General features: G+C 55.8%; 29 protein-coding genes, 2 tRNA genes and 1 other RNA gene. 14 read left to right on the top strand and 18 right to left on the bottom strand.

The genetic code is table 11. From position 1 onward, the window contains the following. Position 1: 1 nt before the first annotated feature. The gene (locus WDN10_04270) at positions 2-1,096 is read right to left on the bottom strand and encodes an adenine-specific methyltransferase EcoRI family protein (GenBank protein ID MEJ0053906.1); all 1,095 of its coding nucleotides are present in this window, start codon (positions 1,094-1,096) and stop codon (positions 2-4) included. 54 nt (positions 1,097-1,150) lie between these two features. Continuing rightward, a tRNA-Ser gene (locus WDN10_04265) sits at positions 1,151-1,240 on the bottom strand. 86 nt (positions 1,241-1,326) lie between these two features. On the opposite strand from WDN10_04265, the gene nfi reads away from it, so the two are divergent. From nfi to WDN10_04240, 5 genes are read left to right on the top strand one after another with little or no spacing between them, the layout of a single operon-like run. After that, positions 1,327-2,034 carry a deoxyribonuclease V gene (gene nfi, locus WDN10_04260; protein ID MEJ0053905.1) on the top strand — a complete coding sequence of 236 codons (708 nt, stop codon included), beginning with the start codon at positions 1,327-1,329 and terminating at the stop codon, positions 2,032-2,034. A gap of 12 nt (positions 2,035-2,046) precedes the next feature. Further along, entirely contained in the window at positions 2,047-2,484 is a 438-nt protein-coding gene (locus WDN10_04255) for a hypothetical protein (GenBank protein MEJ0053904.1), read from the top strand. Positions 2,485-2,518: 34 nt separating this feature from the next. Beyond that, a complete protein-coding gene (locus WDN10_04250; GenBank protein ID MEJ0053903.1) occupies positions 2,519-3,088 on the top strand; it encodes a plastocyanin/azurin family copper-binding protein in 570 nt (189 codons plus the stop codon). A 6-nt stretch (positions 3,089-3,094) separates the two neighbouring features. Then, positions 3,095-3,466, top strand: coding sequence for a DoxX family membrane protein (locus WDN10_04245; GenBank protein ID MEJ0053902.1), 372 nt, complete (start codon positions 3,095-3,097; stop codon positions 3,464-3,466). 47 nt (positions 3,467-3,513) lie between these two features. After that, on the top strand, positions 3,514-4,254 hold the full coding sequence (locus tag WDN10_04240) for an endonuclease/exonuclease/phosphatase family protein (GenBank protein MEJ0053901.1): 741 nt from the start codon (positions 3,514-3,516) through the stop codon (positions 4,252-4,254). On the opposite strand, the gene WDN10_04235 is transcribed toward WDN10_04240, so the two are convergent. The 3 genes from WDN10_04235 to WDN10_04225 all read right to left on the bottom strand — a co-directional run bounded on the left by WDN10_04235 (position 4,251) and on the right by WDN10_04225 (position 7,206). After that, on the bottom strand, positions 4,251-5,387 hold the full coding sequence (locus WDN10_04235; protein ID MEJ0053900.1) for a malic enzyme-like NAD(P)-binding protein: 1,137 nt from the start codon (positions 5,385-5,387) through the stop codon (positions 4,251-4,253). The two genes, WDN10_04240 and WDN10_04235, sit on opposite strands and share 4 nt — an antisense overlap. Before the next feature lie 69 nt (positions 5,388-5,456). Next, on the bottom strand, positions 5,457-6,290 hold the full coding sequence (locus tag WDN10_04230; protein MEJ0053899.1) for a peptidoglycan-binding domain-containing protein: 834 nt from the start codon (positions 6,288-6,290) through the stop codon (positions 5,457-5,459). Positions 6,291-6,375: 85 nt separating this feature from the next. Continuing rightward, entirely contained in the window at positions 6,376-7,206 is an 831-nt protein-coding gene (locus WDN10_04225) for a hypothetical protein (GenBank protein ID MEJ0053898.1), read from the bottom strand. Between the two features lie 52 nt (positions 7,207-7,258). Between WDN10_04225 and WDN10_04220 the strand changes: the two genes are divergently transcribed. Then, positions 7,259-9,424, top strand: coding sequence for an ATP-dependent DNA helicase RecG (locus WDN10_04220; protein ID MEJ0053897.1), 2,166 nt, complete (start codon positions 7,259-7,261; stop codon positions 9,422-9,424). A gap of 42 nt (positions 9,425-9,466) precedes the next feature. On the opposite strand, the gene WDN10_04215 is transcribed toward WDN10_04220, so the two are convergent. Next, positions 9,467-9,859, bottom strand: a complete 393-nt coding sequence (locus tag WDN10_04215; protein ID MEJ0053896.1) for a hypothetical protein — start codon at positions 9,857-9,859, stop codon at positions 9,467-9,469. Positions 9,860-9,971: 112 nt separating this feature from the next. On the opposite strand from WDN10_04215, the gene WDN10_04210 reads away from it, so the two are divergent. Next, the gene (locus WDN10_04210; GenBank protein ID MEJ0053895.1) at positions 9,972-10,796 is read left to right on the top strand and encodes a hypothetical protein; all 825 of its coding nucleotides are present in this window, start codon (positions 9,972-9,974) and stop codon (positions 10,794-10,796) included. Here WDN10_04210 and WDN10_04205 read toward each other — a convergent pair. Further along, a tRNA-Ile gene (locus WDN10_04205) sits at positions 10,797-10,868 on the bottom strand. Between the two features lie 515 nt (positions 10,869-11,383). Further along, positions 11,384-13,333, bottom strand: coding sequence for an ATP-dependent zinc metalloprotease FtsH (ftsH, locus tag WDN10_04200; protein ID MEJ0053894.1), 1,950 nt, complete (start codon positions 13,331-13,333; stop codon positions 11,384-11,386). A 40-nt stretch (positions 13,334-13,373) separates the two neighbouring features. Between ftsH and WDN10_04195 the strand changes: the two genes are divergently transcribed. From WDN10_04195 to ssrA, 3 genes are all read left to right on the top strand, one after another. Next, positions 13,374-14,207 carry a patatin-like phospholipase family protein gene (locus WDN10_04195; GenBank protein MEJ0053893.1) on the top strand — a complete coding sequence of 278 codons (834 nt, stop codon included), beginning with the start codon at positions 13,374-13,376 and terminating at the stop codon, positions 14,205-14,207. After that, entirely contained in the window at positions 14,204-14,647 is a 444-nt protein-coding gene (smpB, locus tag WDN10_04190) for an SsrA-binding protein SmpB (GenBank protein MEJ0053892.1), read from the top strand. Before WDN10_04195 ends, smpB begins: the two co-directional genes overlap by 4 nt. A 38-nt stretch (positions 14,648-14,685) precedes the next feature. Continuing rightward, positions 14,686-15,100, top strand: a transfer-messenger RNA (tmRNA) gene (gene ssrA / locus WDN10_04185). A gap of 123 nt (positions 15,101-15,223) precedes the next feature. On the opposite strand, the gene WDN10_04180 is transcribed toward ssrA, so the two are convergent. The 4 genes from WDN10_04180 to WDN10_04165 all read right to left on the bottom strand — a co-directional run bounded on the left by WDN10_04180 (position 15,224) and on the right by WDN10_04165 (position 17,854). Continuing rightward, a complete protein-coding gene (locus WDN10_04180; GenBank protein MEJ0053891.1) occupies positions 15,224-15,742 on the bottom strand; it encodes an AAA family ATPase in 519 nt (172 codons plus the stop codon). A gap of 12 nt (positions 15,743-15,754) precedes the next feature. Next, positions 15,755-16,261, bottom strand: coding sequence for a hypothetical protein (locus WDN10_04175; GenBank protein ID MEJ0053890.1), 507 nt, complete (start codon positions 16,259-16,261; stop codon positions 15,755-15,757). A gap of 265 nt (positions 16,262-16,526) precedes the next feature. Next, positions 16,527-17,087 carry a hypothetical protein gene (locus WDN10_04170; GenBank protein ID MEJ0053889.1) on the bottom strand — a complete coding sequence of 187 codons (561 nt, stop codon included), beginning with the start codon at positions 17,085-17,087 and terminating at the stop codon, positions 16,527-16,529. 5 nt (positions 17,088-17,092) lie between these two features. After that, entirely contained in the window at positions 17,093-17,854 is a 762-nt protein-coding gene (locus WDN10_04165; GenBank protein MEJ0053888.1) for a helix-turn-helix domain-containing protein, read from the bottom strand. A gap of 88 nt (positions 17,855-17,942) precedes the next feature. On the opposite strand from WDN10_04165, the gene WDN10_04160 reads away from it, so the two are divergent. After that, positions 17,943-19,229, top strand: coding sequence for a methyltransferase (locus WDN10_04160; protein ID MEJ0053887.1), 1,287 nt, complete (start codon positions 17,943-17,945; stop codon positions 19,227-19,229). A gap of 202 nt (positions 19,230-19,431) precedes the next feature. Here the strand turns inward: WDN10_04160 and WDN10_04155 are convergent, their stop codons facing one another. Further along, positions 19,432-19,887: an SRPBCC domain-containing protein gene (locus WDN10_04155; protein MEJ0053886.1), complete on the bottom strand. Its 456-nt coding sequence runs from the start codon at positions 19,885-19,887 to the stop codon at positions 19,432-19,434. Positions 19,888-20,060: 173 nt separating this feature from the next. Here WDN10_04155 and WDN10_04150 point away from each other — a divergent pair, with 173 nt between their 5' ends. Then, complete coding sequence (locus tag WDN10_04150) at positions 20,061-20,567, top strand: GNAT family protein (protein ID MEJ0053885.1); 507 nt, start codon at positions 20,061-20,063, stop codon at positions 20,565-20,567. 36 nt (positions 20,568-20,603) lie between these two features. Here the strand turns inward: WDN10_04150 and WDN10_04145 are convergent, their stop codons facing one another. Then, positions 20,604-21,821, bottom strand: a complete 1,218-nt coding sequence (locus tag WDN10_04145; GenBank protein MEJ0053884.1) for a class I SAM-dependent methyltransferase — start codon at positions 21,819-21,821, stop codon at positions 20,604-20,606. A 34-nt stretch (positions 21,822-21,855) separates the two neighbouring features. Next, positions 21,856-23,004: an FAD-binding oxidoreductase gene (locus tag WDN10_04140; GenBank protein ID MEJ0053883.1), complete on the bottom strand. Its 1,149-nt coding sequence runs from the start codon at positions 23,002-23,004 to the stop codon at positions 21,856-21,858. 108 nt (positions 23,005-23,112) lie between these two features. Between WDN10_04140 and WDN10_04135 the strand changes: the two genes are divergently transcribed. Next, complete coding sequence (locus WDN10_04135; GenBank protein MEJ0053882.1) at positions 23,113-23,421, top strand: type II toxin-antitoxin system RelE/ParE family toxin; 309 nt, start codon at positions 23,113-23,115, stop codon at positions 23,419-23,421. A gap of 3 nt (positions 23,422-23,424) precedes the next feature. Then, complete coding sequence (locus WDN10_04130) at positions 23,425-23,718, top strand: helix-turn-helix transcriptional regulator (protein ID MEJ0053881.1); 294 nt, start codon at positions 23,425-23,427, stop codon at positions 23,716-23,718. Positions 23,719-23,722: 4 nt separating this feature from the next. Here the strand turns inward: WDN10_04130 and WDN10_04125 are convergent, their stop codons facing one another. The 3 genes from WDN10_04125 to WDN10_04115 are packed head-to-tail and all read right to left on the bottom strand — an operon-like array spanning position 23,723 to position 25,999. Next, complete coding sequence (locus WDN10_04125; protein MEJ0053880.1) at positions 23,723-24,277, bottom strand: SprT family zinc-dependent metalloprotease; 555 nt, start codon at positions 24,275-24,277, stop codon at positions 23,723-23,725. A gap of 10 nt (positions 24,278-24,287) precedes the next feature. Beyond that, positions 24,288-25,541 (bottom strand): PQQ-dependent sugar dehydrogenase, encoded by a 1,254-nt coding sequence (locus WDN10_04120; GenBank protein MEJ0053879.1) that lies wholly within the window; start codon positions 25,539-25,541, stop codon positions 24,288-24,290. A 56-nt stretch (positions 25,542-25,597) separates the two neighbouring features. Next, complete coding sequence (locus WDN10_04115) at positions 25,598-25,999, bottom strand: hypothetical protein (GenBank protein MEJ0053878.1); 402 nt, start codon at positions 25,997-25,999, stop codon at positions 25,598-25,600. Between the last annotated feature and the right edge of the window lie 72 nt (positions 26,000-26,071).

Here is a 26,071-nt window from a genome sequence, read left to right as displayed (position 1 = left end):
TTCAAATTTGCTTGTTCTTTATTAAAATTCGAGAAAATACGGCCTTGCCATTGATATTACAAGTGTGGGAGTGCCTTCGTCTGACATCTTCGTTCGTTTGCTGAGAGTCAAACAAGGTGTATCGGTTTAGCAGATCAATAATCTCAAATTGGTCAGGATTATATTTATCTAAAAAGGTAATCGGAACTCCCATTTCGCCGCCATAGTCCATTGGTATTTCTACCACCCTAGAAACCTCGATCGCGTCGTAATTATCGTACTTTGAATATGCTTCGGGTTTGTATTTTTTGTACATTGTGAAATCTATGTGACGCTTCGTTGTGTCAAGATTTGTAAACCACACAATGCTGCCCATACTAAAATATTTCACACCGTTTTCTATTTTGATTCTTGATTCGGTTTGTATATCATAGTCATCCGGCACCTGGAACCATTTCGTTCCTCCATTGTCATAGCCTAGCCACATCCTATTCTCCTTTATAAGCTTGAAGACATTTTTATATTTAATAGCGTTCTGATTTCCTAATATCAGAAACTTTTTCTGGTATTGAACAAGTTGATCAATATACTCGCCGAAAAGCGAGAAGGGCGGGTTTGTCACCACAATATCAGCTTGCTTGAGCAGTTCTACGCTCTCCGGACTCCGAAAATCTCCTTCGCCGTCTAATGGAGTCCATTCGTTATTTTTATTAGCTTTAAGCTGCTCCGCAATATCACGCAAGTCAAAAGAACCGTCACCATTTATGTCATCAACTTCGTTAATAACGAATTTGTTGGCAGTCACTTTTGGGCGGCCTTTAGTTGCGGACACTACCTCACCATCGGTAAAGAGTCCTAATTGGGTGTTGGCAATAGGCGATCGCTTGTAGCTCGTGGCAATAAGCTGCTTTAATCCGAGAGCATTGAAATTACCAGCGAAATACTTGAAGAAGTTGCTTTCGTACGGATCGTCACAATTCAGAAAAATCACCTTGCCACGAAATTGGTCCTTGTAGTGTTTCAGCTCTTTTTCAATATCAACGAGTTGGGTATAAAACTCGTCCTTTTTGGCAGTTTTGGCCTGATGAAGACCTGAATTTGCCGTTTTGGTTGCCATGTCATTATCTTAGTCCAAATACCCTTATTCTGCTTGGGTTCGAATTTGGACATCTGGCGGAGACGGAGGGATTCGAACCCTCGAGGGACGTTAATCCCTGCCTCGTTAGCAGTGAGGTACTTTCGACCACTCAGCCACGTCTCCTTTGAGGAGAACCTTAGCATATTCCCCTATAAGGCAGAAGACAGCGCCCTCATTGAAATACCATCTGCCCGGCCTATAGTGTCCTCATGATCGCCCACGACTGGAATCTCTCTCCCAAGGACGCGATAACGCTCCAGAAGAAGCTCCGCGAGGAAGTGCGGCTTATACCCTTAACGAAAGAAGTGAAGCTCATCGGCGGCTGCGACGTATCGATGAACCGCTTCGCCAAGGAAGGCTTTGCCGGGTTTGTGGTGCTCGAATACCCGAGCCTAAGGCTGGTCGCGCACAGCGTAGTGAAGGACACGATTCCCTTCCCCTATATTCCGGGCCTTCTTTCCTTCCGTGAGATTCCGATGCTCCTTAAGGCATGGGAGAAACTGGATACGAAGCCCGACGTGATACTCGTTGACGGCGTCGGCATCGCGCACCCAAGAAGGCTCGGCATCGCGACACACCTCGGCCTTGCGCTCAACCTCCCCACGGTCGGCTGCGCCAAAAGCGTCCTCACGGGCGTATATGAGGAGCCCGGCACCGAAGCAGGCTCGGTCTCATACCTTCACGACCGGACTGACCCGGCCGAGATCATCGGCGCGGCGCTTCGCACCAAGCGGGCGGTGAAGCCGATGTTCATCTCCCCCGGCCACCTCATCACGCTCGAGGAATCGCTCGACCTCGTACGGAACTGCGTCCGAAAGCACCGCCTCCCGGAACCGACGCGGCTTGCGCACGAGGCGGTGAACGAATACCGCGTGGAGGACGGAGGGCCTCACCAAACCTTCAGGAAGACAGCGTAGTATGCTGGTGCGATGGCGGAACATAAGCTAAGCGGAGCGCTCGTGGATCGGGGGCTCAGGATCCGTCTCGGATTGTTCCTTCTCATCTCCCTTATCATCCTCGCGTTCATCGGCAAGGACGTATGGCAGGGCGATATCGGCCTTCCCCTTGCGGGGCTCGGCCTTCTGCTTGGAACCGGCATCGGCGTTCTCCTCGGCCGCCTTCTCACGATCCGCTGGCACGAGACCAGGGAGCGCGTCGTATCGGAACTCGATGTCGTGGGCGGCATCGGCATCGCGCTCTATATCGCGGCCGAGCTCTCTCGCAACTGGATCTTCGGCCATTTCATTCACGGGCCCGCGCTCGGAGCGTTCACCCTCGCCCTTCTTGCGGGCGCGCTCTTCGGCCGGTTTCTCGGCATGCGTATGTCGATCGTGCGGGTGCTTCGGGGACAGGGTGTAGTAGACTGAGGGGAGGATTTATAAGCAGTTATCCAGCTATCTCATGACCACCAACCAGACCCTAGGACTCGTTATCGCGGCGATTATTATCATCGGCGGCGCATGGTACCTCTTCGCTCCGAAGAGCACACAGGCTCCCGCGCCAGCTCAGGAAACGGTACAGGACACGAGCGGGGAACAAGGACAGCCGACGACCGTCACGACCACCACCTCGACGACCACGACGAACGTCACCGCCCCGACCACGCCGGTCACCGTCACCTATACCGACAGCGGCTTCTCCCCGAAGACCGTGACGGTGGGCGCCGGGACGAAAGTCACCTGGGTCAACAACAGCTCCCACACGATGTGGATCGGCTCCGACGAGCACCCGTCGCATACCGACTATGACAATACGAGCCGCACGAGCCATTGTGTGAACAACGCGCCGTCCTCAAGCTCGGTATTCGACGAATGCACCGCGATCGGCAAGGGAGGAAGCTGGAGCTTCACCTTCGGCAAGACCGGCACCTGGGGATACCACAACCACACGGGCGCGAACGATACCGGCTCGGTCACCGTCGTCCCGGCGGTATCCGCGACCACAGTCCAGGTACAAGTGCAGGCGCAATAGAACGGCATGGATCGCGAGCGGGCAGCACACCTCATACTGCGCCTCGGCGTCGCGTTCTCCTTCCTGTATCCGCCGTTCGCGGCCATAGGCGATCCGTTCTCATGGATCGGCTATTTTCCGCAGTTCGTCCAGGCCCTTCCGGTCGACACGACCCTGCTGCTTCACGCCTTCGGCGCGGCCGAAGTCGTTATCGCCCTCTGGCTTATCTCCGGCTGGAAAGTGCGGTACCCCGCGATTCTCGCGGCGCTCATGCTGCTTGCGATCGTTGCATTCAACCTCAACCAGTTCGAAGTGCTCTTCCGCGATCTCTCCATTGCCGCCGCGGCGCTCGCGATCGCGCTGTGGCCGAGCACAGAGAATAGGGTCGATGGAAACTGACGGTTGCGTGTCCGCAGCCTGGCGAAGTACTATCGTAGCAACAAGCCATGAGACAAGCGTTGGCGCTGCTGCAACTTAACATCGAGCTCGACAAGCATCTCGATCTCGTTAAACCGTTTCTCGCAAGCCACCCGTTCGACGTGCTCTGTATTCAGGAACTTCTCGAATCGAACGTTCCGTTCTTGGAAGAGATCTGCGAGGGACCGTGTTTTTTCGTTCCGACAACGCGCCGAGTAACGGATGGCAGGCCGGATATCGAAGGCAACGGCATTTTCTCGAAATATCCCGTGCGAAACCGGACGGTCGTGCACTACGGAGGATGCAAAGAGGTACCGAAAAGCGTGTTCGATATCGCAAATGCGCAAAGGAAATACGAGACCCAAAGCTACGCGCTTTCCTACTGCGACATCGAGAAGAACGACATTTCGTTTCGCATCGGCACGACCCACTTTACCTGGAGCCCGGACGGGCGACCGGACGAATTCCAGCGCCGGGACCTTCCGGTGCTTCTGAGCTCCCTTCAGCGCGCCGGGGACATGGTGCTCTGCGGCGATCTGAATGCGCCGCGCGGCGGGGAAATATTCGCGGGAATCGCCGCCCATTTCACCGACAACATCCCGCAACAATACACAACGAGCATAGACGGCACCCTGCACCGCGCAGGGCCCCTCGAGCTGATGGTTGACTGTATCTTCAGTACCGACGCATACCGTGTTTCTGACGTGGAAAGGATATGCGGCCTGAGCGACCACTGCGCGTTTACCGCCCTTATAGAAAAAACCGGCTAACGAACCGCCCCGGCGACTGCCTTCATCACCCGCTTATCAAGAATATCGGGAATGATGCGGGAAGCGGTCGGGCGCGGCACGAGCGCCGCAAGCGCTTTCGCGGCACGAAGCTTCGTCGCGTCGGTGATCCTGCGCACGCCTTTATCAAGCGCGCCCCGGAAAATCCCGGGGAAAACAAGCGCGTTGTTTATCTGGTTCTCGAAATCGGAGCGGCCCGTCGCGACGACCGCGGCTCCGGCCGCCCTGGCCTCCTCCGGCATGATCTCGGGGTCGGGATTCGCAAGCGCGAAGACGATCGCTTTGGGCGCCATGCTCCGGACATGCTCCGCACGAAGCGCCCCCTTCCCCGATACGCCGATGAAGGCATCCGCGCCGGAAAGCGCGGCGGCAAGATCGCCCGAGATCTTTCGCGGATTCGTAAGCGCGGCGAGCTCCGCCTTGTGCGGCGTAAGGCCCCCGCGTCCGGCGTAGATCGTTCCCGCGCGGTCGAGTACGATGACATCGCGAATCCCCGCCAGAAGAAGCAGTCTCGCTACCCCGGTCCCGGCTGCCCCTGCCCCGCTTATAACAACCTGTAACTTCTTAAAATCCTTCTTTACGACCTTCGCCGCGTTTATGAGGCCCGCAAGCACGACGATCGCGGTCCCGTGCTGGTCGTCGTGCATGACCGGGATATCGAGCGCTTCGACCAGCCGCTTCTCGATATCGAAGCACTGGGGCGCCGCGATATCCTCGAGATTGATGCCGCCGAAGCCCGGCGCGACCCTAAGCACGGTGCGCACGATCTCGTCCGGATCCTGCGTATCAAGGACGATCGGCCAGGCGTCGACGCCGCCGAGCTCCCTGAATATGAGCGCCTTCCCTTCCATCACCGGAAGCGCGCCATAGGGGCCGATGTTGCCGAGCCCGAGCACGGCCGAGCCGTCCGAGATGACCGCGACCGAGTTCTTCTTCACGCTCATTTTCCGGGCGTCGGAAGGCTTTCGGGCAAGATGCATTGAAGCCGCGCCGACTCCCGGCGTATACCAGAGTGAGAAATCCTGTTTCGCGCTCATGCGCACTTTCCCCCTCGTTTCTATCCGGGCACCCTGCTTCGCGTACGCCTTCAATATCTTTTCGCTTTTCGATTTCATCAGACGGCCAGTATACCGCACGGCAAACCGCGCCGCCCTCCCGGGCCGCGCGTTCGCGCTCTCTCTCTGTTATCGGCCAAGGAATGCTTTGACCTGTGCGGCAAGCGCATCGACTTCGGCTTGTACCGCAGCGATGGCGGCGGCGCTGAGGGTATTTGCCGAGGACGTATCGTTTCGGGGATTAAGCTTCGGTCTTGTCGAAGAGGCGGCCGATCCCTCGCATTCCCGAAACTCGCAGTTCGGGCCGGTGCGCGAGACATATCTTCCGTCAGGGCAGAGCTTCACCTCCTGGGTGCATACGACGGGATTCGAACCCGGTCTCGGACGACTCGGTTCGGTTGTCGATGCGGGACGCTGGGGCATGGCGGGGACGCGCGGCGTACTGGTCGCGCGAGGAGTGCTCGTCGCCGTCGGCTCCGGCTTCGGTTCGACACGGTTGCACCAATCGGCGAGCCGTGCGCGGGTCGCGGGACCGACCGCGCCGTATCCGGTCGTCATGGCGGATCCTGAAGAGACGACGCCGTTTTGTGCTTGGAATCTCTGCACCGCGCCCTCAGTCAGAGTATCAAACCTCCCTGTCACCGTTCCGGAAAAGAAGCCCGAAGCCGCGAGCGCCTGTTGAAGTTTCGAGACTTCGCCTCCCGCCGTCCCGTCGGTATCACCGAGCCGAAGACTGTTCTTGAGCATAATGCAGTACGGAGGAAACGGCCTGCCGGGGAATGCGGGCGTGCTCGATGCCGCGCCACGCATGGCGGAGAGCTGCGCCTGAAGCGTCTGCACCTGCGAAAGGAGCGACGCTATCTGCGCCTGCAGATCGCTTGCGGATTGCGCGGAAACGCTGACAGGCACGATGAGCACCGCGGCCACGAGGCCTCCGAGCGCGAGTTTCTTGAGGGATGGCATGGAATGGAATGGGATAAGCGGGTAATACGCCTTGATAATACGACGCTTGGGGCCTAAATCAAGAGAGGGTGTGGGGAACGGCCCGCTAGAGCGAAAACGTATCGTCGCTCGTATCCGAAGCGAGCGTCGCCGAATCCTTGCCGTCGCTCGTCTTCGGGGCGAGGATCCTGACGCTTGCCCAGTACTTTCCCGGGGAAAGATCGTAGCCGGAAGTGCGGATGAGCGGACCGCCGACCGAGCCTTTCCCGTCCTTTACGCGCTTGCAGGAATCATCGCCGGGAAACGAGAAATACCGCTGGGTGCTCTGCTGGATGAGCTCGGTACAAACAGTGCTCCCTTTCAAAACACCGTCCGCGGTCCAGCGGATGGTGAGTTTTTTGCCCGAGCCTGCCTGATACCGCTCGTTGCCGTTTGGCGAGAGGATCGTGACATGCGTCGCGGACGCGGCTGGCGCGCCCGTGCCTGTATTCAGTACCGTGAAGGAAACGGTCTTCGTCTTTTTCGATACCGCTTTCCCCGTCGGGAAATAGTCGCATCCTTTCGCCGCGCATTCGTAGAGGCGGAGCGTCACCGAATACTTCCCGGGAATGCTGTCGTTCGCTCCCCAATCCCAGACGTGCGTTCCTCCGGTATCCGAAGGATGGACGACATGCATGAACGTGCCGCCGCCGACAAGCCCGGCCGACGGCGCCGACCTGTCCTGCTTTACGAGCTTCACCTCACCCACGACGACGACATCGTGCGAAACGTTCGAAACGCTCCAGCTAACAGGCATCTTCTCGGTACGGCTATAGCTTGCGCCTTTGAGGGGCGCGGTGAGCGATACCGCGGGTTTTGCCGCCGCAAGCGTAAGCGATGGGGCCAGCATGAACCCCAGCGCAAGCGCGAGAAGGACGGGGCGTAGAAAATAAGGCATGGGAATGGATGAGTGTGTAATGCGCGCAGTATAACCTATACTTGGGAAACGCATGACACCGGAGGACCCCCTAGAAAAGCACTTCACGCGCCTCAAGCCCGACCAGAAGAAGGCGCTCGGGAAGCTCGGCATCCGCACGGTGCGCGACCTGCTCTATCATTTCCCCCAGCGCTATGAAGCCGCGGGCCCGACCGGCACCGTAACCGCGGTCGCTCCGGGGACCGACGTTACGCTCTATGGCACGATCCGGAAGCCCGACGTGCGGAAAACATGGAAAAGCCGCAGGCCGATCGCGGAGGCGTGGCTTGAGGACGCGTCGGGGCGCATCAAGCTCATGTGGTTTTCCCAGCCCTATATCGCGAAAACGCTTCACGACGGCATGGTCGTGAAAGTCACGGGCCGCACGGCGGGCACCAATGAGAAGCCGTACGTGGCGAATCCGGACATCGACCGGTCGCCCGTAAGTCCGGATGAAATACACGACACGCTGTTCTCAAACGGCGCACTTCCCGAAGGCGAACAGCTCTATCCCGTCTATCCCGAGAGCAAGGGAGTGTCTTCGCTCTGGTTCTTCCATTCCCTCAAGCGCGTATTCGAAACCGGCATACACGAGACGATCGAAGACCCCTTGCCGCGGGAGATGCTCAGGCGATACAACCTGCCGACGCTCGGGACGGCGCTCGTATGGATGCACGCGCCAAAGACGCGCGCGAACGCGGAAGCGGCGCGGAAGCGCTTCGCCTTCGAGGAAGTCTTCGCGCTTCAGCTCGCGATGTATAAGCGAAGGGCGGAGGCTTCAAGGGAGAAAGCGCTTCCGGTCACGGTCGACCGCGGAAAACTCGCGGGCTTCGTATCTTCCTTCCCCTTCCCCCCGACCAAAGCGCAGCTTGCCGCCATCGAGACCATCGTTTCGGACTTTGAGAAGCCGCATCCGATGATGCGTCTTCTTGAAGGGGACGTCGGAAGCGGCAAGACTGCGGTCGCCGCGGCGACCGCGTATCTTGTCGCGACGTCGCGCCCGCCGGGAAGAAAAGCGGGCACGCTCCAGATCGCGTACATGTGCCCCACGGAAATCCTCGCGAAGCAGCATTTCTCCACGTTCATCTCATACTTTAAAGACCATCCGATCGCGATCGGGCTTCTGACGGGAAGCGAGTGCCGCAAGTTTCCCTCGAAGATCCGCAAGGAAGAATCGACGCCGATTTCGCGCGCGCAGTTCCGCAAATGGGTCGCGAACGGCGAGATACCGATCGTAATCGGCACGCACGCGATCATACAGAAGTCCCTTGAGTTCAGTACGCTCGCGTACGCGATCATCGACGAGCAGCACCGCTTCGGGAAAGTGCACCGGCAAAGACTGGCCCGCAAGGACGGGCTCTCCCCACATCTCCTTTCGATGACCGCGACCCCGATCCCTCGCACTTTGGCCCTCACCATATACGGCGACCTCGACCTTTCGCTTCTTGACCAGATGCCGCTTGGAAGAAAGCCCGTCGCGACCGAAGTGCTCGGGCCCGAGAAGCGCGAGCAGGCATACGAGCGCGTACGAAAGGAACTCGCGGCAGGCCGCCAAGCGTACGTAATATGCCCGCGCATACACGAGCCCGATCCGGCAAAAGAAATGGCGCTCCAGGCCAAGTCGGTCAAGGCGGAAGCCGAGCGGCTCAAGAAGGAAGTGTTTCCCGAGGCGAGTATCGGCGTCCTCCACAGCAAGATGACGCCGAAGGAAAAAGAGACGGTGATGGGGAGCTTCGAGCGGGGTGAGACCGGCATCCTCGTCGCGACGAGCGTGGTCGAAGTGGGCGTGAACGTACCGAACGCGACCGTGATACTCATCGAGGGCGCGGAGCGCTTCGGGCTTGCCCAGCTCCATCAGCTTCGCGGCCGCGTGATCCGTTCGACGCATCAGGCCTATTGCTTCGCGCTTCCCGAGCGCTATGGCCCCGCGACCCGCGACCGCCTCAAGGCGCTCGTGACGGCAAAAAACGGCTTCGAGCTCGCCGAGTACGATCTTGCGCTTCGCGGCGCCGGGGAACTTATCGGCGGGAGACAGTGGGGCGTCTCCGACATCGCCATGGAAGCGCTTAAGAATATAAAATTGGTCGAAGCCGCGAAAAAGGAAGCGGCGCTCCTGGTACAAAAAGATCCCGAACTCAGGCGCTATCCCCTTCTCGCGGCGCTTGCGAGGCAGGCAGGCGAAGACGTGCATCGGGAATGAAATACCAAGCCCCGCGTCGCGCCTGTTCGCGAGCGGGGACTTTTACGACGTGGGCGTGGAAACCAGGAGATACAGTTCGGCGTTTCCGCGTTCTGGCGGGAATACGCCGATCGCGTGCGTATACGAATGTCCGTCCTTGCTTGAAACCTCGTCCGGAGCGAGGCTGATCAGCGCGTAGCACGTGCCTTCGCTCCACAAGGCGAACGTCACGAAGCACGTGAGGTATGGCCACCGGCGAAAGCTCAGCCTCTCCCGGATGCCGACGAGAGCTACGCTGCATCCTTCGCGGTATCCCGTCGTCTGTTCGACATCCTGCCTGGCGCTCAATCCCGTTTCCGTTTCGCCGATAGTGAAACGGCGTCCAAGCGAACACGGAACCCTGAGGACCGTTTCGACGCAATCCAAGAACACACAGAGATTCGAGTGTTCGTTCATGGCGAATTCCCTCCTTTAAACAATCATCTGCCCGTATCTCATACCATCCCGTCTCTCCTGTCAAGCGCCCCTTCATTTACACAACGGAACGGGGACGGTAGGCTGCACGTACATGCTTAAGAAAGTCGTCTCGATCGTCATTTATATATTCGCCGCGATCGGCTTCTTCCTCGTCGTCGGATACTTCGCGGTCCGGTTCGGACTCACCAACACGAGCGGCATCGTCGACCTCCAGCGCGAAGCGTTCATCGGTTCCGCGACATCGACCGACTTCGCGCCTAGCGATCCGCGTGGCACGCCCTGGCAGAAGACCGAAGAATGGCAGGTGCTCGAGGCGGCGCTTCGGAAAGATACCGCGGCGCTCGACCGGGCGGCTGCCGACTCGGGCGTTCCCGCGCGGCTCATCGCCGCGAATTTGGTCGCCGAACAGCTGCGGCTTTTCTTCACGGAACGGGAGTTTTATAAGCAATTCTTCTATCCGCTCAAGATCCTGGGTTCTCAGACACAGTTTTCCTGGGGCGTGATGGGGATGAAAGAAGACACGGCGATCCAAGTGGAGAATAATCTGAAGGATCCGGCCTCGCCGTACTATCCGGGGCCTGAGTTCGGGCACGCGCTCGACTTCCGGACGACCGACGTAGAAAGCGAACGCTTCGCGCGCATGACCGACCAGCACGACCACTATTGGAGCTATCTCTATGCGGGACTCTATATAAAGGAGGTGGAAGCGCAGTGGAGGAAGGCGGGCTTCCCTATCGAAGGAAACCCCGCGGTCGTCTCGACGCTTTACAACATCGGCTTCGCGCATTCGACCCCGAACGCGAATCCGCAGGTAGGCGGCGCGGCCATCGATATTCTCGGTGTTTCGTATAGCTTCGGCGGTCTTGCCGCGGACTTTTATAGTTCGGGCGAACTCGTTGATATATTCCCTCGGTAGTCCACCCACCAGGACTCGAACCTGGAGCCAATCGAATATAAGTCGATCGCTCTACCATTGAGCTATGGGTGGTATATGACTATGCAATCATACCTCTTTGGTATCGGCAAACCTCAACCGGAGGTGATCGAGCGATTGGTGGACGTATTCGGATACGTCGCGATTGTGATAGAGGAGGTTGCAGGTGCCGTGTGTGAAGCGTTGCGGGTATGAGAGAGCGCTGCGTTTCGCTTCCTTGATGTAAGGCGTTGCGAAACGCACTCAACGGCAGATCGAGCTGCTTTGACCAGTAGCGTAATTCCTTTCTGATGTCCATGTCCGAATAGAAGTGCAGATGGACGCGCAGACGGTTCTTTGGCACTCCTTCTAAGATAAGCCACTCCATGAAGAAACGAATCATGGCAGGGTCATTGTTCGAGACGGATGTCTCGGTGGGCGAGGTCTTCGTGCCTTCTCCCCAATACAGGAACAGCCCCGCGATGAACATGTCCCGAGCGCTCAGCGTGCCGATATCCTTCGCCGCACGCACGCGCACTTGCGCCCAGCGCGCATGCGCGCCCGGAACTTCTCCTTTTCCTATGAAAACACTAGTCCACGCGCGGCGCGACTGGAGCGATGACGACCCCTTCCTCGTCCTTCTTCTTCGGCGTGATGCCGCTCGCGATAAGTATTTTCTCGAACTCCTCGCGCTCGATAGTCTCGACTTCGACCAGGCGATCCGTTATGGCGTCGAGCGCCTTCCGGTGTTCGGTGAGTACTTTCTTCGCGCGCTCTTTCCCTTCCTCGATGATGCGCGACACTTCGCCGTCTATCTTCGCGGCGATTTCCTGCGAATACCGGTCTCCCTGCATGTCGCGGTCGGACGCGAATGCGACGGGCCCGATGGAATCGGACATGCCGTAGCGGGACACCATGTCGCGCGCAAGCGCGGTGATAACCTGGAGATCGTTCGAGGGTCCCGTGGTCACGTCGTCATAGATCATCTCTTCCGCCACGTAGCCGCCAAGGGTCGCGGCGATATCGTCGAGGAACGCCTTCTTCGAGTACATCTTCTTGTCCTCGAACGGAAGCTTGAGCGTATAGCCCGCCGCCCGCCCGCGGCTGATGATGGAAATCTTGTGCACCGGGTCGGCGTGCTCGAGGACCGATGAGACAAGCGCGTGCCCGGCCTCATGGTATGCCGTAAGCTTCTTTTCTTTGTTACTCAAAATATGGGACTTGCGCTCGGGACCGAGCATCACCTTCTCGATCGAGCGGATGAGGTCGTACTGGGTGATTTCGGTACGGTTCTCGCGGGCCGCGAGGATGGCCGCCTCGTTCATGAGGCTGTAGAGCTCGGCGCCGGAGAAGCCCGGCGTGCGCTCGGCGATGACCGGAAGGGTTACGTCAGGACCGAACGGCTTCTTGCGTGCGTGGATCTTAAGTATCTCTTCGCGATCCTTGCGGTCCGGAAGATCGATGGTGACGCGTCGGTCGAAACGGCCCGGGCGAAGAAGCGCGGGATCAAGCACGTCGGGGCGGTTGCTTGCCGCCATAACGATCACCTTTTCCGTCGGCTCAAAACCGTCCATCTCGACGAGAATCTGGTTCAGGGTCTGCTCACGCTCGTCATTTCCGCCTCCGACTCCGGTGCCGCGGACGCGCCCGACCGCGTCGATCTCGTCGACGAAAATGATCGCGGGCGCCGCGCGCTTCGCCATCTGGAAAAGGTCGCGCACGCGGGACGCGCCCACGCCGACGAACATCTCGACGAACTCGGAGCCGGAAATCGAGAAGAACGGTACGCCCGCCTCGCCCGCGACGGCACGGGCGAGGAGAGTCTTCCCGGTACCCGGCGCGCCCATGAGAAGAATGCCCTTAGGAATTCTCGCGCCGATGTCGAGGAACTTCTTCGGATTCTTAAGGAAGTCCACGATTTCCATAAGCTCCTCCTTCGCTTCCTTCGCCCCGGCGACATCCGCGAACGTGACGCGCTGGCTCATGTCGGCCGGGTCCGTCATGCGCGCCTTGCTCTGCCCGAACGTGAAGGCCTGCATGCCCGCGCCTTTCACCTGCCGTGAAAGGAACCAGAACAGGAACCCGAGGAAGATGACCGGGAGGAGAAGCGGCAGGAGCGTGAGGAGCCAGAAGCGCCAGCCGCTTTGTCCCGTGACGGTAATAGCAACGCTCCGCAGCTGCTCGGGCGTTACGCCGTAGGTCGCGAGCGTCTCCGGAAGGCCCGCGGCGGGGTCCTTGGTCGAGACTTTCTCGCTTTCGTCGGTATACGTGAGCTTCAGGCTGTCGCCTGCGACCTTGATCGCGGTTATAGAACCCGCTTCGACGTCTTTCGCGACCTGCGAGAGCGATACGCTCTCGGGACTCGAACTCAGGCCCACGAAGAGCGAGTACGCACTCGTGAGAAGCAGGAAGATGAGAACGGTCGTGACGAGATTGCCGGTGAAGGAGGTGGGAGGCAGGCCGAAATACGAGCGCTTCACGGGCGTTTTCTGTTTCCTGTTTTTCTTATTCCTGCCCGGCGTTTGAAACGGAAGCGGCATAAGACTGTCAGTATACCGAAAATCTGCTAATCTCGAAAGGATGCGCGAGGAGAAAACCGCGGTTATCGCCTCCGGCGGAGGCATGAAGTGCGCGTATGCCGCGGGCGCACTGACCGCACTCGGGAAAGAACTCGGACTTGGCGCGCCAGACATAGCGCTCGCTTCCTCGGGAAGCACGGGATCCCTCATGTACTATCTCTCCGGCCAGTACGATGAGGGCGAGCGGGCATGGATAAAATTCATTCCTTCCCCTAACTTTATCCGCTACTTCCCTTTCCCGAGGTTCAATGTCGACTATCTGGTCGACACGGTTATCAAGCAGTACATTCCGCTCGATACGGACCGCCTCGCGCGCTCGCCGTCGCGTTATTTCGTCCCCGTGACCGACGAGGCAAGCGGGGCGACGCGCTTTATCGGAAACGATACTTGGCTCGATCCCCACGAGGTGCTCCGCGCCGCGATGGCGATTCCGCTGTTTTATCACCGGCACATAGCTCTCGGGAGCCATCTATATATGGACGGCGGCATCGGGCTTGGCACCCAGGCCCTCATTGAGAAGGCTGTTGCGGAAGGCGCGACGCGCATTCTGCTCATCACCAATCTCACGCCGAAGAAACGGTGGGCGAAGCTGCTCTTCCGGCTCTACGCGTACTGGCAGCGCGAGCCGCTTGAAGGCGTGCTTCTCGATTACACGGACCGCATCGACACCCCCGTTCTCCCGAACAGCGTGCGGGGACTTCACCTCTCGCCCTCGCGGCCGCTTCCCGTCGGCCTTACGACGCGCGATCCGCATAAGGTCGCCGAAGCGTTCTACATGGGCTACGATGACGTCATGGCAAGGCGCGAAGAGATTCTCGACCTTCTCACGACATGAATCTTATCGAAAACAAAAAAGCGGGCCTCAAATACGAGATCATTGAGACATTCGATGCGGGCCTCGAGCTCTCGGGCGGCGAGGCGAAGGCGCTTCGCGGGAAGCTCGGGAGCCTCGAAGGAGCGCGGGTGCTCGTCCGCGGCGGAGAAGCCTATCTGGTCGGCGCAACCATCCCTCCCTATCAGGCCAAGAACACTCCGGAGAGCTACGATCCGGAACGCAACCGCCGTCTTCTTATGACGAAGCCCGAACTAGCGCAACTGGCCGATGCCGAATCGAAGAAGGGATTGACAGTAGTGCCACTTTCGGTGTATAGTAGTAAGCGGTATATCAAGGCGCGCGTTGCGATCGTCCGCGGCAAGGGGAAGAAGGACAAACGGGAGGATCTCAAGAAAAAGGACGCGAAACGCGACGCCGAACGTATACTGAAGAATCGGTAATCCCGGAGAGCGCGAGACACTCGAGTCTCTCCTTCCCCGGGGGTGACCGGCTTTGACGGCCTGTACCTTGAGAGACGTGCGGCGCAGTGCACTCCCGCCCATCACTTTAATCTGGCGGGAAACTCTACCTGCAAACAAAACTGTTGTAGGCGTGAAGTCTCCTTACTTTACCGCAGGGAACTTCGCGTTCGCTTACGCATAAGGTTCGAGCTTCGGCTCACCTCGCCTAAGCGACGTCCCTGGTCCCGGGTGCGCACAGCCGGGCCAGCGGGCGGAATCTTCTGTGCGATCGGTTCGCGGCTCTCCCGGCCCGCGGCTTAGATAACGGGATCGGAGGGGAATGGTTTCGTTCCGTTTCCTCGCATCCTCTCTTAAACCCTAATCGGAACTACGCGCCGTAGACTCGCTCTCAAGCGCAGGTCGGACGGGAGTTCAACCTCCCCACCTCCACATCATTTCACGAAAGGCCGAGTTAAGTAACCATTCGTGTTGGCGCGTCTTAACAGATTGGGGGTTCTAACTTTCTGCAGAAACTTCTCAGAAATTCCGGACTTCTCTTCCACCCCTACCGGCGGGTTATACTTGCCCGATTATTCCTCTTACATTTTTGTACACTTCTTCAAGATTTAAATGAGTCGTATCCATAACAACAGCGTTATTCCTACTTCTTCTGAGTACACTCACTTGATCCCACATGTCTCCTACTCGCTCACGGGTAAGTAAACTTCCTGGTTTGTAACCACGCTCGTCTGCTCGCTTCTGTACTGATTCCTTGTCTGCAAATAGGAGAATCTCATTTATTACGACACCCTGTTTATTCCCTGCCTCAACAAAAGAATCGAGTGTATCTGAGTCCGAAACAACCTTATCTATAATAACGGTCTGATCTTTAGCTAAACAGTCTTCTATGGTCCGCATTGCCTCCTGATACGCCAGAATCAGACTTTCCTTACGTTGCTCTTTATAATTTGGAATGGAGCGACGAATCTCATCTATATCCAGAAGTATCGAATTTGAAATATCCTTATGCAGACGTGCAGCAATCGTAGATTTGCCTACACCAGGAGGTCCATTGAGAATAATAAGTCTAGCCATATGTAACTACTCTCATAGAAAAGTATTTGCTTCCTTCGGCAACTTGAGCCTCAGAATCTTGCTTGTATCAGGCATTTTCTTAATAAATTCGTTTAGCCGATAGACTTCCTTCTTATCCCATACCCGCTTCAGAAATTCAAAGCTGAATTTCTCTGGACTGCCCTCCAATTCTGGGCGCGGATTCTTTCGATGCTTAAACCATCGTTTTATGTATCTCCACGCAGGTATGTATCGCGGATAGTCGAGATAGATTATTGATTCGGCACGAGTCAGAACTGCTTCGAGAGCATTCTTATCGATGAATCCTTCGATGATCCATTCATCCTGCTTGCTGATTTCTTTGAGCTGGCGGACTGTTTCTTCATCGCCAATATAATCCCATCCCGGCTTCCACATCACGGCATCAATGTGCGTCAGGGGCAGACCAGTCTTAGTAGCAAGTCTGCGCGCAAAAGTTGATTTTCCTGATGCGCTTACTCCAACCACTGCTATTCGTTTTCCGAGCCATTCGATCTTCATGTAGATAATACTACCAAAATATGGGAGGTTCTAACCCCTCCGCCTAGTTTTGGGCACCCTATAAGCACGTATTGGCTTTTGTATGCTCATTTTGATACCCAGTCATCCACTACACGAAGGAAATATGAGGAGCTGTTTAGTATCAGCGAGGTTCTTATCTCGGATATCCAATTCCACCTAGTTTCATAAAAGCACCCGCTAGGAACTTTCCTCCACCTCTCCCGTAATCTCTTAAACGACTGGAGTATCACTGTTACTTTCGGTACTAAGACGCTTTGGCATCAAAAGATGTTCCATCTATTGGAATGGACAATCGAGCAACAATCTCTATAGATAGTCCATTCTTGCGCATAAACTTCTTCCAACTCTCAATACACTCATCGGCTAGCTCTTTTACATCAAACTTCTTCCTTGACGCTATGATGTCCCATCGGTATTTACACACGGGCGGCAAATAATCCTTCGGGTCTGAATCCCATTTAATAGGATCAACCATGATTGTAATTCCTTGAGTACCGATTTTAGTTTCTTTATCTTTTCTGACTGCCTTATTAAGATCCACGTGTTTCGATGCATTCGCTAGGTCTGCACAAATTTTGAAACATTCCTCGCCTTCTACTCGATCAAATATTCTTTCGGTAGCTACTGAAAGATTCGGAAAGTCAGCTTTGATCCAATCCTTTAAATGAAAGCATTCTATGAAAAAAGTTCGGACCATATCCAATCTTTCATTATCCTCAAGAACACTTCTCTCTCCTTCATAAAAAGTATTGACTTTTCTATGCCAGCGGTTAATTCGCGCCCACTGATCAAGGTATCGATCCATAATTCTTATTTATTTATCTCCCACATATTCTTAAACACTTCGCGCATATTCTCTGCCATAAGAGCATCGTGAATCTCCACCAAATAGAACGGGGCCTTCGAGGTTGAGATCATCACGAGGTAATCCCCTACCACCCAGGTAGTTGCCGTAAAGCGAGAGCTCTTTAGGAACTTGATTGAGCGCTCTGGGATCTTCCCTTCTAACTGTTCCTCAATTTTCGAAGCGTTGCTGAATAGTTGAACCTTGTACTTCGTTCCCTTGAGTTTCTTTACCGTCCAATCAATCCAATCTCCATAATTCTCTACGAAACTATGGTCTTGGAAGCCGTACCAGATTCCGTCCTTAGAGAGGACGCTTTCATTCCACTTAACCGCATTCTGAAAAAGGTAATCGTGTAGCTCGTTCTCCTCCACGAAACGGAGGCGCGGCACCGGATAGGTCTCGCCTGAGTGGATGAGTCCAAGCTCTTCGATAGCCGCATCAACAAGTTCTTCTTTCTTTGAAAGCTCGACCTTGGACCGTTCGATAGTAGCTCGGAGGCCTTCGGGAGGCAGTGCGACGATGTGCAGCACAGCATCGGCCTTATCCTCCGCTATCACACCCTTCGATATAAGACTCTTAACAAGATTATAGACCGTGGGGCGGCCGATTTTCGTAATCTTCGCCACTTCGGCTGGAGTAGTCTTACCGAGCTTTATCACCGCCAAATAAACCTGAATCTCCTTTGATGAGAAGCCCAAAGCTTCAAGGGATTTGTTGAGTTCCATATGGTCAGTATATTCCTGCCTGACTTGTTGTCAAGTACTGTCTGACATCACTTGACAGTGAATAGCATTTATACAATACTTCTCGCATATGACAAATATGCCGAGCAAGAAAACCGAGGCGGGATATACGCCTCGCGTGACCATATTCTCCAGCGGCATGGAAACTACGAACGAGTCTTATCTTCATGACGCCAAGGCCGTGGCTCGGCTTATAAGCGAGGCTGGATACGGCATTAATAACGGCGGACGCCCTTCTGGCCTCATGGACGTGGTAGCAAAGGCTACGGTGGAAGCAGGCGGCAACCTGTTTGGCGTTGCCCTTGGAAATCGCGATTCTAAGCCAAGTCCCTATTTCTCCGATTATGAAGGATATGCGGATCACTACGAGCGCCAGCGCAGACTTATCGAGCTTGGGGATGCATTCATCGCGCTACCGGGAGCAGTAGGTACATTCCACGAAATTCTAGAGATCCATATATTGAATATTCTTGGAGAAATCAATAAGCCTATTGTTCTTGTGGGTGATTACTTCACTCGATACAAGGCGCTTATAGACTCATTCGCCGCAGAAGGCTTGATGCATCCTGATTCCACTCCCCTCTTCTATGCAAAGGATGGCGAGGAAGCGGCTTCCATCGTGCTGAAGTACCTCGACGCTCTTGTAAAGAAAAACTATTACCCGCCGATATACTATCCGGCTCTCACCTCGAATGAGATCTATAAGCATGTACTCAAAAACACGAGCAACTATAAAATCCTGTTCGAGAAGCTCGTAATGACCGTCTTCCCTGGCGTCTATCCTTCTAATCGATTCCGTTCCTCAAAACTGTTCGCGAAGCTTGTTCGTGGAGTATCGAAGGATAAGAAAGTTCTCGATATTGCATGTGGTCATGGAGCGATGGGCCTCGTGGCGCTTGATGTAGGCGCAAAAGAAGTGGTGATGAGCGATATCAATTCAACTGCCGTTCAGAACGCTAAATACAACCTTGAGAATTCTCCTCAAAAAGATAAGGGGGTGGCTTTCGAGAGCAATCTATTCGAAAAAATACCTTCAATCTATAAAAATCACTTCGATATCATCTTCTTCAATCCGCCCTTCCATAATGAGAAGGTTAAGAAGACGGATACAAGCCTTGCCCATGCATTCAAGACGCAGAGTAACGAAGATAGCGTACTGGTTAAGTTTCTTAAGAATACAAAGGAATATCTTGCGCCAAACGGCGTGGTCTATATCGGTTTCTCAAATAAGGACAAAGACGCGCTGGCACTGCTCGAAGACTCACTCAAGGAGTATGGCTATGTATTTGAAATGGTTGACCTAGAGAACACGGACACAGTGGCTGATAACCGAATCTACAAGGTAATTGCATCCTAATCTGTAGGAGGAGGTTTTAACCTCTCGACCTAATTCTGGGTACCCTGTAGGCACGTATTGGCTTTTGTGTACTCATTATGCCTACCACTTAGGAAATATAGAAGTTTCTTTGCATCAGCGAGGTTCTAACCCTGGGATAACCAATCCCGCTAGATAGAAAACAGCCCACCTAAGCGGGCTGTTTTCTTTTAGAGATACATACCTAGGGCTTTTCGGAGATTTCTTTAAGCTTTGCAAGACCCTTCGGCCACGCCTCTTTAAACATATCGGCAAACTCCTCAGCGATGTCGATATCTACGGACACTTCGGTGACACCGTCCTTTTCGGTGAAAGTATAGTTTTCGTATGCAGGAGCCCACTTTTTTGCCTCTTCGCTCGTCGTATCTTCGACACCGTCTTTCATAATACCGAGGTGCTCGATAGAGATGAACTCATACGGTCTGTTCTCCCTGATGCGGGAAACCATACCCCCCTCCTTTCCGGTCAGAGGATCCGGTCCAAGGAAAAGAATCTTGGAACCCTGGTCCCAGCTGCCCTCAAAACGTCCGCCTTCGTTAAAGGCGCTCGTCCATTCCCGATACGTGTCCTGACCGAGCATTGTGTTCCAAACCTTTTCCTTCGGCGCGTTGATGCGGATTGAATACTGTTGCGTTGTCATGCGTCTAGTATATCTCGCCTTTAGATTAGGAAAAGCTCTCTCACTTAAGGAGGGGGATTGGTTTTTATTCACGCCTTCCCCACCAAGAGTCCACGATGGACAAGAAGTGTAATGATCGTCGAGGGAGAAAAGCGTAGCGCTTTCTAGAAGCGGGAAGTGGTACTATTTATTCCATGGAAATACATCTTTTCAGACCCGGAGATCTTCCTGCCATTCATCATCTCCTGACTTCGAATCGCTGGGAGTATTTTCTGGATCCGATAATCGACGAACGGGGCCTTGCAATCCGGGATGAGAATTATTTCTCAAGCGAGACGGCTCAGACGCTCGTATGCTACGACGAAAGCAAGCTGCTCGGATTCATCCATTTCGATAACATAAAGAACTCCGGCAGCGACGCGCCTTCGTTTACTCTCTGCGTAGACAAAGACGCGCGCGGGAAAGGAGTCGGAACGAAGCTGCTTAAAGAAGGCATTGCCTACATCTTCGGCCGCTACGATAAAATCCGCAGGATATACGCGACGACCAGGGAGGATAACGCCGCTATGCGAAAAGTATTCGAGTCCCTCGGCTTCCGACAGGAAGCGCGACACAAGAAGGAATGGGAAAACCGCGAGACGGGAGAATACGTCGATGCTGTCGGCTATGCGCTGTTGCGGGAGGAATTTATTTTGAAGTAAATCTGTCTTAAGAACTTCAAATCCTGCTCGAAGAAATTATTTCCTGCAGATAAACAGCACGTTGTCCGGATCTTCCTCGTATTTCCTCCAGAAGTCCTCCCCCAGACGCTCTTTCCCTTCCGGTGCCACGAACGGGTCCTTGAATTCGGCAGCGAACCCGGCTTCGGAAAATACCCTCTGTACCGTGGCTCGTGTCCATTCGAAATTGAAGAAATGGAGTACGGCCCGATCCTCGCCGTCCTTCATGTTCTGATAGATGACTATGCGGCGCTGGCTCGCATCCCCCTTCCCTTCTAAAGGCTCTATCGCGACACCGTACTTCGGGTCAGTCGGGGTACGCGCCTCCGAGTCGTCGAGCATGGCTATAAACACTCCTCCGGGCGCAAGGCTCGAGTAAACGTTTTCCGCAAGCTTTTGGAGCTCTGTTTCCGTCTGCGCGTGATCTATGAGGAAAAACCCGAGTACGACGTCAAGACTTCCATTATATTCCTTTGGAAATTCATCGGGGAAATCCTTCGAATAAGCATTCAGGACCCGATATTCAATGCCCTGCGGCTTAGAAAGCTCTATCTCACGAGCGAGACTTATCTGCCTAAAGGAAGTATCGATCCCGATAACCTCCTTCGCGCCCGCTTCTTTGGCTATACGCGCCCGATGCCCGCTCGCGCAATGGAACACGGCGACTTTCTTGCCGGTGCCGTATTCCCCGAGAAGCTCCCGCGCGTTCGGGTCGTACACGTACTTCTGGATAGGCGTGGCTTCGACAAGCTGGTACTCGACGGCAATAGAGTCGTACTGGCGCTTGTCGACATGCTCCGGATGATTATGGTTCGCGTATTTCGCCCGTATGAGCTCGAACGCCTCCTCGACCGAAGATACGAAGTCGTCGCAATAAAAGCGTAGCCATGCGTGCTTCCGCTTATTCACGTCCGGAACGATGCCGATAATCTTTTTGTCATAGAGTTCCTTTGCGATAGTAGTTTCGCAATCGGTGCCGATAGAAGGAGACGAGAAATCGGCTACAACAATATCGGATTCTTTTATGTACTTTTTATCTTTGGCGAGAACAAATGACGGATCGTAGTCCTTGGTCTTAAAGTCTTCTGCGAATTGATACCCGATGAACTGCTCCGGAAGTTCCAAATCATAGGTTGCCGCAAGCGCATGCAAATCCTCGCGCTCCCTGCTTAAATTCTCAAACGTCTTGCCAGTGAAGGGCATGGAAATGAATACTTTGGTTTTCCGGCTAGCCATGGCTGAAAGTATACCCTGGCAATAAGTCTCCCGTTTATAGCGTCCGGTATACCTCCGGAATCTCCTTCCCGAGGAACGAGTCCGCGATCATTTTTCCGGTCATGATGCCGTTTGTGAGGCCATTGCCGTTCTGTCCGAAGACTTTGTAATAGCCATTATGCTCGAGGATGAGCGGGTGATAGTGGGCCGGATAGAGCAGCAGGCCGCTCCATTCGTGCGAGAAGCGAAGCTCGCTCCTGTCGAGTTGCGGGAAATATCCGAGAAACGTATCGAGTATCTTCCGCTTATCGCGCTCGAAATCATCCGCCGAAGGCTCGAGCGCCGTATCCCCGTTGAGGAACAATCTGTCTCCGATCCACCTGCCGTTTATCTCGTCGTCCGTTCCCCAGAACATCGCCCTGCGCTTCACGTCCATCCGGACTGTCGCCTCTTCGGAGAGCGGCTCCGTCACGAGCGCTATCTCACGGATAATCCGTCCCTCTTCCTTCCGGAGATCGGGAAGCGCGCTTTCGGTGGCGAGAATCACTTTGCCCGCGCTGATCGTGCCGCGGGGCGTCGCGACGGAATGCGCGTCATAACGGAGCGCGGGCGTGCCTTCAAAGATACGAAGCCCCCGCGCTTCCGCGATATCCGCAAGTCCCCGAACGAACTTCACCGGATGGAGCGTCCCCTCTTCCGGGATATACAGGACCTCGCCGATCGCGCTTTCTTTGAACTGCGTACCGGGTTCTTCAAGCGCACAGTCGAAGCCGTTTCGCGTCCTGTACGCATGCTCGCGCTCTAACTTCTTCCGGCTATCGGCAGCTATCCCGAGATACAGGGTCCCGGGTTGTTCCAGGTCGCAGTCGATACGGTGCTTCCGCACGAGCGAGAAGACATAGTCGCGGGTGCCGCGGGCGGCTTTCCACAGCTCGACGGCTTCCGGCTCACCAAAGGCATCCGCCAGCTCGCAGAGATCGAGGTGCAGCTCTCCGACCACCATCCCGCCGTTCTTCCCCGCGGAACCCGACGCGATTGCATCCTTCTCGACGAGAATCGTCTTGAAGCCGTTCTCAACCGCGTGATACGCGGCGGAGACGCCCGTGATGCCGCCGCCGATAACGACGACATCGGCCTGGGTATCCGAAGACAGCGCGGGTCGCGGGCTATAGGGCCGGTCGAGCCAGTATGAAACGCCTTCCATACGGAATATGGTAGCCTCTTTTCCGCTATCCCCAAGGTTGACGGGACTATAGCAAGTCTGCTATATTTGTCTTGGCTGCCGAAGGCCGTTATAAGATAATCGTTCCGTATGAGCGACCGGTACGACGTGTACTTTCTCGAAGCCGCAAGAACGTATGTCGAAGGGCTTGCCGCCGGAGAACAGGGAGCTATCGCGGCGGACATCGACGCGATGCGCGCGGGAGAACTACAAATTCCGAACACGAAGCAGTTGCGGCGGGCCGTACGCGAACTTATCTCCGGCCATCACCGCATTACGTACGTACTCATCGCGAACAGCATCTATTTCATACGGGGATTCAGGAAGAAGACCGACAAGACCCCGAAAGCGGAAATCGAGTATGCGGAAAAAATCTGGAAACAACTAAAGAAACCGTAGCATATGAAAAGGAACCCGAAAACGATAAAACTCTATTCGTTCGACGACGTGTTTAGAAAGTCCTCGAAGAAAGCGGCCTTCCGCCGCGGCTATAACGAGGAGGCGGTGCGGCTGAGCATCGCAAAACAGATTGCGGCCCTGCGCGGCAGCCAGCGCCTCACCCAGAAGGCGGTCGCCGAGAAAGCAGGCATGCCCCAGTCGGTCATCGCCCGTATCGAAAGCGGCGAGACCGGCATCACGGTCGATACGCTCGGGCGGATCGCCGAAGCGTTCGGGAAAAAGGTTCAGCTCGTCTAAGTACCTAGAGCGAATACCCCGACCGCAACTCCCTGCGAATTGCCCGGGCATCCGGAATCGTCCGCCCGACGAGGAGCCAAAACGCTTTAGAGTGGTTGTGTTCTTTAATGTGGCAGAGCTCGTGCACGATGACGTAGTCGCGGTGGGTCGGCGGAAGGTACAGGAGGCGATAGTTGAAACTTAAGTTCCCTTTTAGCGAGCAGCTTCCCCAGCGCGTCTTTTGATCCCGTATCGATATCGTGCCGACCTTGTATCCGTATTCCCGGTTGAAGTGCGCGAGGCGCTCTCCGATAAGCGTGCGGATGGTTCGTACGGCTTCGCGGCGCGTGCTCGTGCCCCGCCGCAGCTTCGGGAGTACCACACGGTCCTTCCCGTTTGCCCTCCTCTTCGCGAAGCGTTCCCGTGTTTTCTCTATCCATTCCTGTTTTTCTTCCACGAACTTTTCTGCCAATCTGAGCGAAACCCGTACCGGCTTGGTGACGGATACGCTGCCGTCCGCGCGGACGGTAATACGGACGGCGCGGGCCTGATTGCTTTCCCGAAGCGTATATTCGATCACTAAGGAAATCCTATCTCGCCTCTTCCGTACGCGCCACGCGATAAACCGCGCCCGCACGGTCGTCTGAGACATAGACCACGCCGCCGGGCTCGGCGAGAAGTCCGACGGGCCTTCCGATAGCATCATCGGTATCGTGGGAACTCGCGGGGAGGAAGCCGGTGACGAAATCCTGCAGAGAACCGATTTCGTTACCCTTGTCATCAAGATCGATGCGGACAACCTTGTAGCCCGTGGGGATCGAGCGGTTCCAGGAGCCGTGGAATGCGACAAGTAGATCGTTGCCCCAGCCATCAGGCCATCCTTCTTCCGGCACGAACGCGAGACCAAGCGCTGCAGAATGCGCGGGAAGCTCTATATGCGACGGGATTTTGCCCGCGCACGGATCGACAAGATATTGCTTGGTATCGAAGTCGGTGTCATGGACATTCTGTCCGTAGCAGAGGGGCCATCCGTAGTCGCCGCCTTCGCGCACGATGTTCACGTCGTCCGGCGGGATGTCGTCGCCGATCACGTCGCGGCCGTTGTCGGTCGCCCACAGCTCGCCCGAGACCGGATTAAGGGCCATGAAGACGGAATTCCGGAGCCCTTTCGCGAATACCGCCATCTTCCCCGTCGCGAGATCGAGCTTCTGGATGGTCGCCCGGAGCGGATTCGTCTCGATGCAGACGTTGCAGGACGAGCCGACCGAGACAAAGAGGCTCTTCCCGTCGGCACCCGGAAGGATGGTGCGCGTGAAGTGGCCGCTGCCGGTCGGAAAAGCCGCGACCGAAACCGGATCACTTGCCGTATAGGTATCGGCGTCGTACGCATAGGATTTCAGGCTGCCGGTCTCGGCGACATACAGCCTGCACGCGCCCTGGTCGGCGCTCGCGTTCCCCGTGTCCGGACAGACAACCGCGAGGCCGTGCGGCTGATCGAGCTGCTCAAGCATGGTCACAACCTTATCGGCCTTTCCGTCGGCATCGGGATCGGGAAGCGCGACCACTCTTCCCTGCGAAGTCTCGGAAACGAGCATTGTTCCCTTCGGGTCGCGGATCATGACGCGGGCGCCCGGCACCGCGCGCGAGAAGATGGTCGCGGAAAATCCTTCGGATACCGACAGGGGCGCGGCGTCGCCCGCGGGCAGGGGCGGAGGAGGCCTGGTCTTCGTGAGGAGTTCTATGAGGAACGCCGGAGGCTTTTGCTTGAGGTATTGGTACGTGAAATAACCGCCGATAACGACGACGGCAAGGATGACGATCGCGATACTATAGTTTCTTCGCATAGCTCTAAGTATAGGCCACCCATGGTGCGTCTTCGGCCGTGAACGCACGGTGAACCTTATGCCGCCTGAACAAGCGGAGGCTTCTCCTCCGGAGGAGGAAGGAGGACGAGCGCGATGGCGCCCGCGGAAACGACGAGATCGTGAAGCGCGAGATCGTAGAAACCGAGAATCATGAGATCGATCCAGACCGGGATGATGGCGAGGAAGAGAACGAGCGCGCCGATGCGGTACCACCTGGTAAGGAGGAGGGCGATGATGGCGATCTCGACGACTCCCTCGATGGAGACGATCGCGACCGTGCTTACCGGAAGAATCGCATGCACCACCGGCCCGGCGAACCGCTCCCACGCATCGACGACATTGAAGTGAAGCAGCTTATCGATGCTCATGACCGACAAGAACGCGACATAGGTGTAGCGAAGGAGAAGGAGGGGAAACGCGCCCGTACGAAGATGCATGCATCCAGTTAAGCACGCGGCCGGATCGCCTGTACAGCGCTTCATGAACCCTTCACCGGCCGGGCGGCATGC

The sequence above is a fragment of the bacterium genome (assembly GCA_037200965.1).
Classification (GTDB): Bacteria; Patescibacteriota; Minisyncoccia; order Phycocordibacterales; family Phycocordibacteraceae; genus C7867-001.
The sequence above is the reverse complement of the archived record's forward strand: the minus strand, read 5'-3'. Positions and strand labels throughout refer to the sequence as shown.

Excerpts from the sequence above, each read along its gene's own strand:
- WDN10_04145 (MEJ0053884.1), bottom strand. The coding sequence starts at position 21,821 with ATGGCTAGCCGGAAAACCAAAGTATTCATTTCCATGCCCTTCACTGGC.
- WDN10_04120 (MEJ0053879.1), bottom strand. The coding sequence starts at position 25,541 with ATGCGAAGAAACTATAGTATCGCGATCGTCATCCTTGCCGTCGTCGTT.
- WDN10_04240 (MEJ0053901.1), top strand. The coding sequence starts at position 3,514 with ATGAGACAAGCGTTGGCGCTGCTGCAACTTAACATCGAGCTCGACAAG.
- WDN10_04225 (MEJ0053898.1), bottom strand. The coding sequence starts at position 7,206 with ATGCCTTATTTTCTACGCCCCGTCCTTCTCGCGCTTGCGCTGGGGTTC.
- WDN10_04165 (MEJ0053888.1), bottom strand. The coding sequence starts at position 17,854 with ATGGAACTCAACAAATCCCTTGAAGCTTTGGGCTTCTCATCAAAGGAG.
- nfi (MEJ0053905.1), top strand. The coding sequence starts at position 1,327 with ATGATCGCCCACGACTGGAATCTCTCTCCCAAGGACGCGATAACGCTC.
- WDN10_04180 (MEJ0053891.1), bottom strand. The coding sequence starts at position 15,742 with ATGGCTAGACTTATTATTCTCAATGGACCTCCTGGTGTAGGCAAATCT.
- WDN10_04170 (MEJ0053889.1), bottom strand. The coding sequence starts at position 17,087 with ATGGATCGATACCTTGATCAGTGGGCGCGAATTAACCGCTGGCATAGA.
- ftsH (MEJ0053894.1), bottom strand. The coding sequence starts at position 13,333 with ATGCCGCTTCCGTTTCAAACGCCGGGCAGGAATAAGAAAAACAGGAAA.
- WDN10_04245 (MEJ0053902.1), top strand. The coding sequence starts at position 3,095 with ATGGATCGCGAGCGGGCAGCACACCTCATACTGCGCCTCGGCGTCGCG.
- WDN10_04215 (MEJ0053896.1), bottom strand. The coding sequence starts at position 9,859 with ATGAACGAACACTCGAATCTCTGTGTGTTCTTGGATTGCGTCGAAACG.
- WDN10_04160 (MEJ0053887.1), top strand. The coding sequence starts at position 17,943 with ATGACAAATATGCCGAGCAAGAAAACCGAGGCGGGATATACGCCTCGC.
- WDN10_04210 (MEJ0053895.1), top strand. The coding sequence starts at position 9,972 with ATGCTTAAGAAAGTCGTCTCGATCGTCATTTATATATTCGCCGCGATC.
- WDN10_04115 (MEJ0053878.1), bottom strand. The coding sequence starts at position 25,999 with ATGCATCTTCGTACGGGCGCGTTTCCCCTCCTTCTCCTTCGCTACACC.
- WDN10_04135 (MEJ0053882.1), top strand. The coding sequence starts at position 23,113 with ATGAGCGACCGGTACGACGTGTACTTTCTCGAAGCCGCAAGAACGTAT.
- WDN10_04195 (MEJ0053893.1), top strand. The coding sequence starts at position 13,374 with ATGCGCGAGGAGAAAACCGCGGTTATCGCCTCCGGCGGAGGCATGAAG.
- WDN10_04130 (MEJ0053881.1), top strand. The coding sequence starts at position 23,425 with ATGAAAAGGAACCCGAAAACGATAAAACTCTATTCGTTCGACGACGTG.
- WDN10_04155 (MEJ0053886.1), bottom strand. The coding sequence starts at position 19,887 with ATGACAACGCAACAGTATTCAATCCGCATCAACGCGCCGAAGGAAAAG.
- WDN10_04150 (MEJ0053885.1), top strand. The coding sequence starts at position 20,061 with ATGGAAATACATCTTTTCAGACCCGGAGATCTTCCTGCCATTCATCAT.
- WDN10_04235 (MEJ0053900.1), bottom strand. The coding sequence starts at position 5,387 with ATGAAATCGAAAAGCGAAAAGATATTGAAGGCGTACGCGAAGCAGGGT.
- WDN10_04250 (MEJ0053903.1), top strand. The coding sequence starts at position 2,519 with ATGACCACCAACCAGACCCTAGGACTCGTTATCGCGGCGATTATTATC.
- WDN10_04255 (MEJ0053904.1), top strand. The coding sequence starts at position 2,047 with ATGGCGGAACATAAGCTAAGCGGAGCGCTCGTGGATCGGGGGCTCAGG.
- WDN10_04230 (MEJ0053899.1), bottom strand. The coding sequence starts at position 6,290 with ATGCCATCCCTCAAGAAACTCGCGCTCGGAGGCCTCGTGGCCGCGGTG.
- WDN10_04270 (MEJ0053906.1), bottom strand. The coding sequence starts at position 1,096 with ATGGCAACCAAAACGGCAAATTCAGGTCTTCATCAGGCCAAAACTGCC.
- WDN10_04175 (MEJ0053890.1), bottom strand. The coding sequence starts at position 16,261 with ATGAAGATCGAATGGCTCGGAAAACGAATAGCAGTGGTTGGAGTAAGC.
- smpB (MEJ0053892.1), top strand. The coding sequence starts at position 14,204 with ATGAATCTTATCGAAAACAAAAAAGCGGGCCTCAAATACGAGATCATT.
- WDN10_04220 (MEJ0053897.1), top strand. The coding sequence starts at position 7,259 with ATGACACCGGAGGACCCCCTAGAAAAGCACTTCACGCGCCTCAAGCCC.
- WDN10_04140 (MEJ0053883.1), bottom strand. The coding sequence starts at position 23,004 with ATGGAAGGCGTTTCATACTGGCTCGACCGGCCCTATAGCCCGCGACCC.